Consider the following 12,565-nt stretch of genomic DNA (forward strand, 5'->3'; position numbering starts at 1 on the left):
ATTGCTTCCGGCGCACCGGGGGCATGACAACCGGAAGCAACCTGTCCACTCCGCGCACGAGGATTCGTTCCTCGCGCGAAAACTACCGTCCCTCTAGCCGCTCGGCGCGTCGCCGGAATCATCCGGCGTCATGCCGGAGCCCGGCGTCTTGCTCTTGTCGTTCAGTCTGGGATCGCGCGTCGCCTCCCGCGACGGCGAGCCTTTCTGATCAGCCTTCTGCGGATCTGTCTTGTGCACGTACTGCGCGCGCTGCTTGTCGCGGGGCTGCTCCTCTCCCCGCTTGTCCCTGACGATGCCGTGGTTGGAATGGGCCATGATGTGCCTTCGCCTCTTGATATCTCGAAGCGCTTACGCACTGCGGCGCCGAATGTTCCGGCGTCGCCCTAGCTGTGCGTTGCGTGGACGGCGGCCGATGCGTTCTCCAGCTGCACCTGACGAACCGTCGTCACTGTCGCAAACGCGACCGAGACGCCAAAGGCGAGAATGAGTGAAAGAAGAGCCAGACGTGGAGCCATCGCAGAACCTCCTTCTGGAATCGAAAACCAACGCGATTGACTGTTCCCTGATCATCCTGGATTGGTCGGTTGCATTCCGTGAGCGGTCTCACACGCGGATTCACGAAAAGGCGAGCGCTCAGGCGTCCTGCTTCTGCGGGAAACGGACCGCAACGGGCGCGATCTCGCCATCGAGCCAATCCTGCTCATGAGCGAGCGCCGTCCAGGCGTCCGCCATGCGCGAATAGCGCTTGTGGGCGGGCTGTCCCTCGGCGCGCTCGGCGAGCTGGAGACAGTTGTCGGCGTTATCTCTGAAGATGTCAGACTGTTTCATGCAGAAGACGTGGGGACGGAACTCCGGCGTCGCAAGCCGCTTGCTGGATCGTAATGTTGAGGGAACTTTGCACGCGATCCGCAATTGACATCGATGCGAGTTCTCGCCGCGATCATCCTGGCATTCATCAGCACCGCGGCGCTTGCCGACAGCACCGGTGAACGAAAGCCCGGCGATCGTCCGCCGAGCGCAACCGACGTCATCAGCGGTCTCTACAATTTCAGCCGCTTCCAGCAGGGCCTTCTGGAGAGCACCGATCTGAAGGGCAACGCCGAGGTCAAGAACCTCGCCGCCTTGCGCGCCGAGGAGGCCGCCAAGCGCGACAAGGCGCTGAAGCGGATACAGCAAGCAATCGGCGCGGAGCCGCGCGTCGACAAGACGTCGTCTGCTGGCGCGAGCCTAGTCGAGCCCGAAGCTTCGGACGGACCGACCTACGTCCGAAGCTTCTATGCCTCGCAGATTCCTGAATATGAATCGGCCATCAACCTGCTCGAACGCTATCTGACGGCGCCCGACAACACGGCGCTCGCAGCGTTCGCGCGCGAGCAGCTCCCGATGCTGCGCGCGCAGGTCAAGGACGCCGAGCGCACCATGGCGGACAAGTAGCCAGCTTTATTTGTCGTTCGGATGATGCTGCTGGCTCTGCGGTCGCACGGTGCGGTCGCTCTCCGGCATCTTGTCCCGGCCTGCATCGCCATTGTCATCCTTGCCGCCCGAAGATGAGGTGCCGCTTCCGCTCGGGTTCGACCGGGTCGCCGCTCCGGTGGTCGGGGTATCCGCCTGCGGGCTGGCGGAGCTCGCGGCGGGATCGCCGGTCACCGCCCCGCGACCGCTGGGGGCACCGCCCTGTGCCAATGCCGACCCGGCAAACAGCATGACGACGATCGCGGCAAGTCCTCCTTTGGCAAGTCCTCCTTTGCCAAGTCCTTCTTTAGCAAGTCCTGCTTTCATGTCCGTTCTCCCTCTTTGCGGGCTAACCGCGAGGCTCGGCGGTCCGTTCCGAAGGATGGGCGGTGACGGACGAACGAGCCGCTGGGACCGCCGACGCCATTTCTTTCCGGGTTGGCATGGAACCAAATCGGCCGATCGCCGTTATTTGCATCGGGCTGAGCAAAGCAGGTTCCATCGTCTCGCGCCGCACCTTGGCGCTTGATTTCGAATTAGGCTGACGCTCTATTTCGACCAGACGCGTCACGCCTTGGATTCGGCCGGCGCCTGCGGGGGAATCAGTATGAGCGACCTCGATCCCGGAACTGCATCACGGTCCGGTCGTCGCGTCCCAAAACCAAAAGCCAACGGTATGTCGGATCCTGATTCCCGGGCGGAATTGCTGCTCGCCTTGCAGGCGATGCGGAGCGGCGACTTTTCCGTGCGGATGAGCGGCGACTATCTCGGAATCGACGGCAAGATCGCCGACACTTTTAATGAAATCATCGCCGCCAACCAGCGCATGGCGCAGCAGCTCGAACTGGTCGGCCAGGTGGTGGGCCGCGAAGGCAAGACGCGCCAGCGCGTGAAATTCGGCCTCGCCTCCGGCTCCTGGGCCGACATGGAAGGCTCCGTCAACACGCTGATCGACGACCTGTTGTGGCCGACCCGCGAGGTGACGCGTGCGGTCGCCGCCGTCGCGCAAGGTGACCTGCTCCAGACCGTCAAGCTCGACGTCGACGGCCGTCCGCTCCGGGGCGAGTTTTTGCAGTCGGCGACCATCGTCAACACCATGATCAAGCAGCTCGGCGTGTTCACCTCCGAGGTGACGCGCGTGGCGCGCGAGGTCGGCACCGAAGGCAAGCTCGGCGGCCAGGCCCAGGTGCCGGAAGTGACCGGCGTCTGGAAGGACCTCACCGAGAGCGTCAACTCGATGGCGAACAACCTGACCAACCAGGTTCGCAACATCGCCGAGGTGACGATTGCGGTGGCGAACGGCGACCTCTCCAAGAAGATCACCGTCGACGTCCGTGGCGAGATCCTTCAGCTCAAGGAAGCCATCAACACGATGGTGGACCAGCTCCGCTCCTTCGCCTCCGAAGTGACGCGCGTGGCCCGCGAGGTCGGCACCGACGGCAAGCTCGGCGGCCAGGCGATCGTGCCCGGCGTCGCCGGCACCTGGAAGGACCTCACCGATTCCGTCAACGCGATGTGCGGCAACCTGACCGCACAGGTGCGCAACATCGCCAACGTCACCACCGCCGTGGCGCGCGGCGACCTGTCGCGCAAGATCACGGTGGACGTGCGCGGCGAGATCCTGGAGCTGAAGGACACCATCAACACCATGGTGGACCAGCTCAACTCCTTCGCCTCGGAAGTGACGCGCGTGGCGCGCGAGGTCGGCACCGAGGGCAAGCTCGGCGGCCAGGCCCAGGTGCCCGGTGTGGCCGGCACCTGGAAGGACCTCACCGACAACGTCAACTTCATGGCCTCGAACCTGACCGCGCAGGTCCGCAACATCGCCGACGTCGCCACGGCCATCGCGAGCGGCGATCTCTCGAAGAAGATCACGGTGAACGTCTCGGGCGAAATCCTTCAGCTGAAGGAGACGCTCAACACCATGGTCGACCAGCTCAATGCCTTCGCCGGCGAAGTGACGCGCGTCGCGCGCGAGGTCGGCACCGAGGGGCGGCTCGGCGGCCAGGCCAACGTGCTCGGCGTCGCCGGCACCTGGAAGGACCTCACCGAGAGCGTCAACTCGATGGCGTCGAACCTGACCGCACAGGTCCGCAACATCGCCGAGGTGACGACGGCGGTCGCCGGCGGCGACCTGTCGAAGAAGATCACCGTGGACGTGCGCGGCGAGATCCTGGAGCTGAAGGACACCATCAACACCATGGTGGACCAGCTCAACGCCTTCGCCGGCGAAGTCACGCGCGTCGCGCGCGAGGTCGGCACCGAAGGCAAGCTCGGCGGACAGGCCGTCGTGCGCGGCGTCGGCGGCACCTGGAAGGATCTCACCGACAGCGTCAACTCGATGGCCTCGAACCTCACCGGCCAGGTCCGCAACATCGCCGAGGTCGCGACCGCGGTCGCCAAGGGCGATTTGTCGAAGAAGATCACGGTGAACGTGTCGGGCGAGATCCTTCAACTGAAGGAAACGCTGAACACGATGGTGGACCAGCTCAACGCCTTCGCCGGCGAGGTGACGCGCGTGGCCCGCGAGGTCGGCACCGACGGCAAGCTCGGCGGTCAGGCCGGCGTGCCGGGCGTCGCCGGCACCTGGAAGGACCTGACCGACTCCGTGAACTCGATGGCGGGCAATCTCACCGCCCAGGTCCGCAACATCGCCGAAGTGGCGACCGCGATCGCCGGCGGCGACCTGTCGCGCAAGATCACCGTGGACGTGCGCGGCGAGATCCTTCAGCTCAAGGACACGCTGAACACGATGGTCGACCAGCTCAACCGCTTCGCGGGCGAGGTGACGCGCGTGGCGCGCGAGGTCGGCACCGAAGGCCGCTTGGGCGGTCAGGCCAACGTGCCCGGCGTCGCCGGCACCTGGAAGGACCTCACCGACAGCGTGAACTCGATGGCGGGCAACCTCACGGCCCAGGTCCGCAACATCGCCGAAGTGACCACCGCCGTGGCGCGCGGCGACCTCTCCCGCAAGATCACCGTCGACGTGAAGGGCGAGATCCTCGAGCTCAAGAACACCATCAATACGATGGTGGACCAGCTCAACGGCTTTGCCGGCGAAGTGACGCGCGTGGCGCGCGAGGTCGGCACCGAGGGCAAGCTCGGCGGCCAGGCCGAGGTGCCCGGCGTCGCCGGCACCTGGAAGGACCTCACCGACAACGTCAACTTCATGGCCTCGAACCTGACGGCTCAGGTCCGCAACATTGCCGAGGTCGCGACCGCGATCGCCGGCGGCGACCTGTCGAAGAAGATCACGGTGGACGTGCGCGGCGAGATCCTGCTGCTCAAGGACACCTTGAACACCATGGTCGAGCAGCTCCGCTCCTTCGCCGCCGAAGTGACGCGCGTCGCGCGCGAGGTCGGCACCGAAGGCCGCCTCGGCGGTCAGGCCGTCGTGCCCGGCGTCGGCGGCACCTGGAAGGACTTGACCGACAACGTCAACCTGCTGGCGGCGAACCTCACCACCCAGGTCCGCAACATCGCCGAAGTGACCACGGCCGTGGCACGCGGCGACCTCTCCCGCAAGATCACCGTCGACGTGAAGGGCGAAATCCTCGAGCTCAAGAACACCATCAACACCATGGTGGACCAGCTCAACGCCTTCGCCGGCGAAGTGACGCGCGTCGCGCGCGAGGTCGGCACCGAGGGCAAGCTCGGCGGCCAGGCCCAGGTGCCCGGCGTCGCCGGCACTTGGAAGGACCTCACCGACACGGTGAACCTGATGGCTGCGAACCTGACCGAGCAGGTGCGCGGCATCGTCAAGGTGGTGACCGCGGTCGCCAACGGCGATCTCAAGCAGAACCTGACGATGAAATCGCGCGGCGAGGTCGCCGCTCTCGCCGACACCATCAACAACATGACCGAGACGCTCGCGACCTTCGCCGACCAGGTGACGTCCGTGGCGCGCGAGGTCGGCGTCGAGGGCCGCCTCGGCGGTCAGGCCAACGTGCCCGGCGCTGCCGGCACCTGGAAGGACCTCACCGGCAACGTCAACCTGCTCGCTGCCAACCTCACCTCGCAGGTGCGCGCGATCGCCGAGGTCGCGACTGCCGTCACCAAGGGCGACCTGACGCGATCGATCCAGGTCGACGCCCGCGGCGAGGTGGCCGAACTGAAAGACAACATCAACACGATGATCACGAATCTCCGTCTCACGACGGACGTGAACACCGAGCAGGATTGGCTGAAGACCAACCTCGCCAAATTCACCAACATGCTCCAGGGCCAGCGCGACCTCACCACCGTCGGCCGGCTGCTGCTCACCGAGCTGTCGCCACTGGTGAACGCGCATACCGGCGTGATCTACCAGATCGAGAGCGAGGACAATCCGCAGCTCCTGCTGCTGGCCTCCTATGCCAGCGACGGCATCTATCCGTACCAGCGCGTGTTGCAGTTCGGCGACGGACTGATCGGCCAGTGCGCCCTCGACAGGCGGCCGCGTGTGGTCGCCGACATTCCGTCCGACGTGGTGCCGATCAACTCGGCGCTGTTCCGCGTCGCGCCGAAGAACCTCGTCGTGCTGCCTGTGCTGTTCGAGGGCCAGGTGAAGGCCGTGATCGAGCTCGCCTCGCTCGTCTCCTTCACGACCTCGCAGATGACGTTCCTGGAGCAGCTCACCGACTCCATCGGCATCGTGCTCAATTCGATCGAAGCGACGATGCAGACTGAAGGCCTGCTCAAGCAGTCGCAGCAGCTCGCCGGCGAGCTTCAGACCCAGCAGCGCGAATTGCAGCAGACCAACGACCAGCTCGAGCAGAAGGCGCAGCAGCTCGCCGAGCGCAATGTCGAGGTCGAACGCAAGAACCAGGAGATCGAGCAGGCCCGCCGCGCCCTGGAGGAAAAGGCGACCGAGCTCGCGCTGACCTCGAAGTACAAGTCCGAATTCCTCGCCAATATGAGCCACGAGCTGCGCACGCCGCTGAACTCGATCCTGATCCTGGGACAGCAGCTCACCGACAATCCGGACGGCAACCTCTCGGCCAAGCAGGTCGAATTCGCCCGCACCATCCACGGCGCCGGCACCGACCTGCTCAATCTGATCAGCGACATTCTGGATCTGTCCAAGATCGAATCCGGCACGGTGACGGTCGACGCCGAGGAAATCCTGACCGCGAACCTGCTCGAGACCGTCGGGCGGCCGTTCCGGCACGAGGCGGACAACCGCAATCTGTCGTTCAAGATCGACGTCGATCCGAGCCTTCCGCGCAGCATCGTCACCGACTCCAAGCGCCTGCAACAGGTCCTGAAGAACCTGCTCTCCAATGCCTTCAAGTTCACCGCCGAAGGCGAGGTGCGCCTCAAGGTCGCCGGCGCCGTCGGCGGCTGGGGTACGGATCACCCGGTTCTGAACTCCGCGCCGGCCGTGATCGCGTTCGAAGTGTCCGACACCGGCATCGGCATACCCGTGGAGAAGCAGAAGCTGATCTTCGAGGCGTTCCAGCAGGCGGATGCCGGCACCAGCCGGAAATACGGCGGCACCGGACTCGGACTTGCGATCAGCCGCGAGCTTGCAAGCCTGCTCGGCGGCGAGATCCATCTGCGCAGCGCCACGGGCAAGGGCTCGTCGTTTACGCTTTATTTGCCGCTCAAATATTCCGGCCCGACGCTCGCCCCCCGCGCGGCGCCTGCGCCACAGCAGCACAACCAGCCGCCGGCGCTGCAGCCGGCCGCGCCGGAGCAGCAGCGCGTCATCGAGCAGCTTCCCGACGACCGGCTCAGCCTCGAACCCGGCGACAGCATCCTCCTGATCGTCGAGGACGACCCGCATTATGCGCGCGTGCTGGTCGATCTCGCGCGCGACAAGGGATTCAAGGTGCTGGTCGCCGCCCGCGGCGCGGAGGCGCTGGAGCTTGCCAAGCAATACCAGCCGCGAGCAGTCTCGCTCGACGTGTTCCTGCCTGACATGCTCGGCTGGACCGTGCTGAGCCAGCTCAAGCACAATCCGCTGACCCGTCACATCCCGGTGCAGATCATCACGCTCGACGAGGACCGCCAGCATGCGCTGGCGCGTGGTGCGTTCTCCTTCGTCAACAAGCCGACGACGACCGAAGGCGTCGCGGCCGCGCTGACGCAGATCAAGGAATATGCACGTCCCAGGCGCAAGCGGCTCCTGATCGTCGAGGACAACGAGGCCGAGCAGCTCTCGATCCGCGAGCTGCTGCACCACGACGACATCGAGATCGTAACGACCGACACGGGCGCAGGCGCGCTCTCGACGCTGCGCGAGGCGCCATGCGACTGCGTGGTGCTCGACCTGCGGCTGCCCGACATGAGCGGCTTCGAGGTACTGGACCAGATCCGCAACGACGAGGCGCTGTCGAACATTCCGGTCGTGGTGTTCACCGGCCGCGAACTCTCGGCGGAAGAGGATGCGGAACTCCACACCATGGCGCGTAGCATCGTGGTCAAGGGCGTGGAATCGCCTGAGCGTCTGCTCGACGAGACCGCGCTGTTCCTGCACCGGGTCATCACGGAACTTCCGGTCGAGAAGCAACGCATGCTGGAGAAGCTGAACAGTTCCGACGAGGACCTGATCGGCAAGACCGCACTGCTCGTCGACGACGACGCCCGCAACATCTTCGCGCTGTCGAGCGTGCTGGAGCGGCGCGGCATGAAAGTGCTGACTGCGACGACCGGCAACGAAGCGGTGACCCTGGTCGAATCCAACCCGGAGATCGCCATCGTGCTGATGGACATCATGATGCCGCAGATGGATGGCTACCAGACCATCGGCGTCATTCGCGAAAATCCGGCCTTCGCCCGCCTTCCGATCATCGCGCTGACCGCCAAGGCGATGAAGGGCGACCGGGAGAAATGCCTCGAAGCCGGCGCGTCCGACTACCTCGCCAAACCCGTCAACACCGATCAATTGCTGCTTGCGATCCGCATGTGGCTGCACCGCTGAGTTGGGCCCGCGAATGGACCACGAAAAGGTCAACATCCTGCTCGTCGACGACCAGCCGGCCAAGCTGCTCGCCTATGAGGTGATCCTGAAGGAGCTCGGCGAGAACCTCGTGATCGCCTCGTCCGGACGCGAGGCGCTGGAGCTGCTGCTCAAGACCGAGATCGCGGTGATCTTGGTCGACGTCTGCATGCCCGAGCTCGACGGCTTCGAGCTCGCCGCAATGATCCGCGAGCATCCGCGCTTCCAGAAGACCGCTATGATCTTCATCTCCGCCATCCAGGTCAGCGACATCGACCGGTTGCGCGGCTACGAGATGGGCGCGGTCGACTACGTGCCGGTACCGGTCGTGCCGGAGGTGCTGCGCGCCAAGATCAAGGTGTTCGCCGAGCTCTACCGCAAGACCCGCGAGCTCGAACGGCTGAACCAGGAGCTCGAGGATCGCGTCCGCGCGCGCACGGCGGAGCTGGAGAACTCCACCGCGAGGCTGCGCGAGAGCGAGCAGCGGCGCAGCATGGCGATCGCCGCAGGCAAGATGGGCTCCTGGGATTGGGACTGGATCACCGGCGACTGGATGTGGGACGAGGGGCAATATCGCATCTTTGGCGTCGGCCCCGAGAGCTTCGAGGTCAACCCGGCCAACGTTCAGGCGCTGTTGCATCCCGACGACGTCGATCAGCTGCGCAAGGCGATCGCCGAATTCAACAAGGGCGCGCGCGCCTACGAGACCGAGTTCCGCATCCTGCGGCCCGACGGAGAGGTGCGCTGGTGCGTCGGCACGGCGGCAGCAACCGTGGACGATAGCAGTCGCGTCGTGCGCGTGAGCGGCGTCACCGTGGACATCACCGAACGCAAGCGTGCCGAGGAACGGCAGAATCTGCTGGCGCGGGAAGTCGATCATCGCGCCAAGAATGCGCTGGCGTTGGCGCAGTCGATCGTGCGCCTCACCCGTGCCGACGAGGTCAAGGACTATGTCAACGCCGTCGAGGGACGCATCAATGCGCTGGCGCGCGTGCACACCATCCTGTCGCTGTCGAGCTGGCAGGGCGCCGAGCTCTCCAGGCTGATCGACGAGGAGCTTGCGCCCTATTCGCTCGGTGGCCAGATCATATTGGCCGGTCCGGAGGTCCAGTTGCTGCCGGCGACGGCCCAGACGCTCGCGCTCGCGCTGCATGAGCTCTTCACCAACTCAGCCAAGTATGGCGCCCTCTCGACCAGGTCGGGACGGCTCACGATCGGCTGGCAGGTCAAGGATCAAGTGCTGACGCTGAGCTGGGAGGAATCCGGCGGTCCGCTCGTCATGACTCCGAAATCTCGCGGCTTCGGCACCCGGAGCTTGCTCGCAAGCGTCGAGTCGCAGCTCGGTGGACAGGCGCTGTTCGATTGGCGAGCCGAGGGCCTGTTGTGCCGTCTGGAGGTGCCGTTGATACGCAAGACGGCGGCGACAACCGCATCCGGCAAATTCGAAGAGGCCAGCGCCGCCGAATTGCAGCGTGCATCCGGTTAGAGCGTTCGCAGCGAAGTGAAGACTGTTTCGCGTCGAGAAAACGCGTCAAGACGAGAATCGAGAGCTTCCGTTTCGATTCAATCGGAATGACAAAAGCTCTAGCCGGACGCCGCGCTCGTCATACGTTGCGCCATCCGCGGTTCGCGCGCGACCCGGCCTTCGAGCCAGGCCTCCGTTCGGGCGAGATCGCGTAGCGCCCTGGCATAGCGGCGAGCCGCGCTTCGCTCCGCGCCCCGCGGCAGCTTGCGCGCTTTGCGCAGAATGTCCGCGGCGGCGTTGCGATAGGCCAGTGAGCGGTAAAGAAAGACGACCTTGCCCATATCGAATGTCCCGTTTTGATGGCGCTCATCCTCGCAAGGCCGGCATGAACGTCGGATGAAGCCGGTGATGACAATTCCTTCATTTATATGGAACCGGCGACTATCGCCCGCGTTTGCATGCCAGATCGGGATGCAGTCCCATGCGCGCAAAAAAGTCGTCGGACCTGGTCTCTCCTGCCGGCCTCATCAAGCTGATGACGCATACAATGATGGGCGCGGCCCTCGGCCTCGCCTTCAGTCTCGCGCTGATCCTGTGCAATCCCGCCGTCGCCAACCTGCTCAATCACGGTGGAAGCCAGGCCGCGATCGTTTTTGCCCTTACATTGGTGACGACGTTCGCGATCGGCGCAACCCTCACCGGCGTGGTGTTCATCCTCGCTGAGGACAAGCAATCTTGAAGCGTCGTGAAGCGGGGCAGATGCTTTGTCGGGAACTCCTGCGGTAAATGGCGGTTGGCTGCCTGCGTCAATTTAACTCAGGGAGTTCCCTCGCATGACAACGACCAAGCTCGCTCTCACCGTGATGTTGGCAACTGGTCTCGCCGCTGCACCGCTCGCCGCGCAGGCCAAGTCGCACAAGGCGAAACACGGATCCTCGATGTCGTCATCACAGACCACCGGCGCCAACACCAAGTCCTCGAAGGGCGCGGATCCGTCCGGCCAAGGTGGCTCCGGTCCCGGATCGGACCAGGGCGGCACCATGACGAACCAGAGCAGCAAGGGCATGAGCAACACCAAGTAAGCTCAGGCGCCCATCTCAGACAAAAGCCCCGCGGCGGCGCGGGGCTTTTTCGTCTCGATGATCGATCGGCAATCGCGCGCCGTATCGGCGAGCGCCTGCGTCAGCTCATTGCGGCCGGCGCGCTTGCAAGTTGAGCCCGAGGCTCACAGAATTCGTCTTCACGAGATGCTCGAGCTGCGCCCGCTTGCGTCCGATCAGAAGTTGGGCCGCCGCATCATCGAGACCCGCGCGCTGCAATTGCCGGATGGCAGAGCCAAGTTCGAGAATCTCGGCGCGCAACCTCAAGATCCGGTAAGTGTCCGGGTCTTCCTCCATGGCGCCCCCTCAAAGATTTTCAGCGCCGTGTGTTCGCGCGCTCGGGATTGCCGACTGTCTTCAACGAACGACGACGCATCCGGTCGCGGACGTCGGGCAGCACGTCGCCGCCTCCGGCAGCCTTCCATTCGCCGACCAGCAGATTGATCCTCCGGCGCAAATCCATCTGCGCCAGGGCCTGCTGGCCGCAATCGCGATCGCCGTTGATGCGATCGCGCACGGCGGCCTCGACGTCGGCCATTTCCAGCCTCAAGACGCTGATTTTACGTCGAATTTCATTAATTCTGTTGTCCATGGCTTGTTAGAACAAAATAAGAACATATAGTCAAGTCACGATTTCAGGACGGAGAAGCCAGATGCAGGTTCAAGGTAAATACGACGCCAGAGTCTTCCTCACCGAGCAGATGACCCGGGCGCAGGGGCTGAGGCTGAAGCGGCTGAGCGATGAGGCGTATCAGCCCGCACAATATGCGCGCGATCTATCCTTCACCGAGGCCGCACGGCGCATCCAGGTGCTGGAAGCGGAAATCGAGCTGGCAAATTCCTTCTAGGCTGCGCATGCGCTCGGAATGTCGGGTGCGCAGTTTCGGAACCATGCCCGGGTCGAACGGTTCTCCTCGGCCAAGGGAGAACATGCATGGCACGCAAGGCAAAGAAGCGTCGCTACTCGCGCAGCTCCGGCAGCGATGTCGAAAGCGAGATGCGACGCTACAAGAAGGGCACGGCAAAGAGCGGCCGTAAAGGCCGTGGCGGACGCGTGAAGAGTCGCAAGCAGGCGATCGCGATCGGACTGTCGAAGGCGCGCAAGAAGGGCAAGAAGGTCCCGAAGAAGGCCTCGAAGAAGAAAGCGTCCAAGAAGAGGGCGACCAAAAAGACAACCAAGAAGACAACCAAGAAATCGTCGAAGCGCAAATCCAGCAAGCGTTGACGCTGACCTGTCTCAGATCATGCTGCCCGGCATGAAGCAGCGGATCGAGACCCCAAAGGCCGTCTTCACCGGCCACACCATGGTACGGCCGGCGCGGTTCGGCTCGGTGATGACGGCTTCATCAGGCACTTCGACCCACTCCCCGTCGAGACGCACACGATAATGCCCGTTGTGCGACTCCCAGTCGGGATCGGCGACGGCAAACCCATCGGCGTCCGAACAGCAGGGACCGAGGTGGCTGCGCAGGCTGTCGAACCATGGCTTGAGGGGTGAGTCCGCGTAGCGGCCGTCATCACGACCGAGCGCGTTTCCGCCCCAAAGCACGAACGGCGCCGCGAGCAGCGCCCCCCTCAGCGAGAGCTTCAATCGATCCATGTCGGCACCGATCAAATGCGAACCAC

15 protein-coding genes are annotated in these 12,565 nt (G+C 64.4%); 7 read left to right on the top strand and 8 right to left on the bottom strand.

What is annotated here, in order from left to right; genetic code table 11:
- Positions 1-93 precede the first annotated feature (93 nt).
- The 3 genes from IVA81_RS32935 to IVA81_RS32940 form a co-directional block, all read right to left on the bottom strand.
- Entirely contained in the window at positions 94-315 is a 222-nt protein-coding gene (locus IVA81_RS32935; RefSeq protein ID WP_247325975.1) for a hypothetical protein, read from the bottom strand.
- A 68-nt stretch (positions 316-383) separates the two neighbouring features.
- Complete coding sequence (locus IVA81_RS40530) at positions 384-515, bottom strand: hypothetical protein (RefSeq protein WP_256469407.1); 132 nt, start codon at positions 513-515, stop codon at positions 384-386.
- 118 nt (positions 516-633) lie between these two features.
- Positions 634-828: a hypothetical protein gene (locus IVA81_RS32940; protein ID WP_247325978.1), complete on the bottom strand. Its 195-nt coding sequence runs from the start codon at positions 826-828 to the stop codon at positions 634-636.
- Between the two features lie 93 nt (positions 829-921).
- On the opposite strand from IVA81_RS32940, the gene IVA81_RS32945 reads away from it, so the two are divergent.
- Positions 922-1,434, top strand: coding sequence for a DUF4142 domain-containing protein (locus IVA81_RS32945; RefSeq protein ID WP_247326082.1), 513 nt, complete (start codon positions 922-924; stop codon positions 1,432-1,434).
- A gap of 6 nt (positions 1,435-1,440) precedes the next feature.
- Here IVA81_RS32945 and IVA81_RS32950 read toward each other — a convergent pair whose 3' ends face one another.
- Positions 1,441-1,704, bottom strand: coding sequence for a hypothetical protein (locus tag IVA81_RS32950; RefSeq protein WP_247326085.1), 264 nt, complete (start codon positions 1,702-1,704; stop codon positions 1,441-1,443).
- Positions 1,705-2,059: 355 nt separating this feature from the next.
- On the opposite strand from IVA81_RS32950, the gene IVA81_RS32955 reads away from it, so the two are divergent.
- Positions 2,060-8,356: a HAMP domain-containing protein gene (locus tag IVA81_RS32955; protein ID WP_247325980.1), complete on the top strand. Its 6,297-nt coding sequence runs from the start codon at positions 2,060-2,062 to the stop codon at positions 8,354-8,356.
- Positions 8,357-8,369: 13 nt separating this feature from the next.
- A complete protein-coding gene (locus IVA81_RS32960) occupies positions 8,370-9,860 on the top strand; it encodes an HWE histidine kinase domain-containing protein (RefSeq protein WP_247325982.1) in 1,491 nt (496 codons plus the stop codon).
- A gap of 98 nt (positions 9,861-9,958) precedes the next feature.
- Here the strand turns inward: IVA81_RS32960 and IVA81_RS32965 are convergent, their stop codons facing one another.
- Positions 9,959-10,180, bottom strand: a complete 222-nt coding sequence (locus tag IVA81_RS32965; RefSeq protein ID WP_247325984.1) for a hypothetical protein — start codon at positions 10,178-10,180, stop codon at positions 9,959-9,961.
- A gap of 140 nt (positions 10,181-10,320) precedes the next feature.
- On the opposite strand from IVA81_RS32965, the gene IVA81_RS32970 reads away from it, so the two are divergent.
- Positions 10,321-10,578 carry a hypothetical protein gene (locus IVA81_RS32970; protein WP_247325986.1) on the top strand — a complete coding sequence of 86 codons (258 nt, stop codon included), beginning with the start codon at positions 10,321-10,323 and terminating at the stop codon, positions 10,576-10,578.
- Between the two features lie 94 nt (positions 10,579-10,672).
- The gene (locus IVA81_RS32975; protein WP_247325988.1) at positions 10,673-10,921 is read left to right on the top strand and encodes a hypothetical protein; all 249 of its coding nucleotides are present in this window, start codon (positions 10,673-10,675) and stop codon (positions 10,919-10,921) included.
- A 105-nt stretch (positions 10,922-11,026) separates the two neighbouring features.
- Here the strand turns inward: IVA81_RS32975 and IVA81_RS32980 are convergent, their stop codons facing one another.
- The gene (locus IVA81_RS32980) at positions 11,027-11,236 is read right to left on the bottom strand and encodes a hypothetical protein (protein ID WP_247325990.1); all 210 of its coding nucleotides are present in this window, start codon (positions 11,234-11,236) and stop codon (positions 11,027-11,029) included.
- Positions 11,237-11,255: 19 nt separating this feature from the next.
- The gene (locus tag IVA81_RS32985; protein ID WP_247325992.1) at positions 11,256-11,477 is read right to left on the bottom strand and encodes a hypothetical protein; all 222 of its coding nucleotides are present in this window, start codon (positions 11,475-11,477) and stop codon (positions 11,256-11,258) included.
- 115 nt (positions 11,478-11,592) lie between these two features.
- On the opposite strand from IVA81_RS32985, the gene IVA81_RS32990 reads away from it, so the two are divergent.
- Together IVA81_RS32990 and IVA81_RS32995 are read left to right on the top strand one after the other, a co-directional pair.
- Positions 11,593-11,787 (top strand): DUF3072 domain-containing protein, encoded by a 195-nt coding sequence (locus tag IVA81_RS32990; protein ID WP_246928423.1) that lies wholly within the window; start codon positions 11,593-11,595, stop codon positions 11,785-11,787.
- 86 nt (positions 11,788-11,873) lie between these two features.
- Positions 11,874-12,164 carry a DUF6496 domain-containing protein gene (locus IVA81_RS32995; RefSeq protein ID WP_247325994.1) on the top strand — a complete coding sequence of 97 codons (291 nt, stop codon included), beginning with the start codon at positions 11,874-11,876 and terminating at the stop codon, positions 12,162-12,164.
- Positions 12,165-12,176: 12 nt separating this feature from the next.
- Here IVA81_RS32995 and IVA81_RS33000 read toward each other — a convergent pair whose 3' ends face one another.
- Positions 12,177-12,539: a hypothetical protein gene (locus tag IVA81_RS33000; RefSeq protein ID WP_194408207.1), complete on the bottom strand. Its 363-nt coding sequence runs from the start codon at positions 12,537-12,539 to the stop codon at positions 12,177-12,179.
- Positions 12,540-12,565: the final 26 nt, after the last annotated feature.

It is taken from the genome of Bradyrhizobium sp. 141 (genome assembly GCF_023074055.1).
Taxonomy (GTDB): domain Bacteria; phylum Pseudomonadota; class Alphaproteobacteria; order Rhizobiales; family Xanthobacteraceae; genus Bradyrhizobium.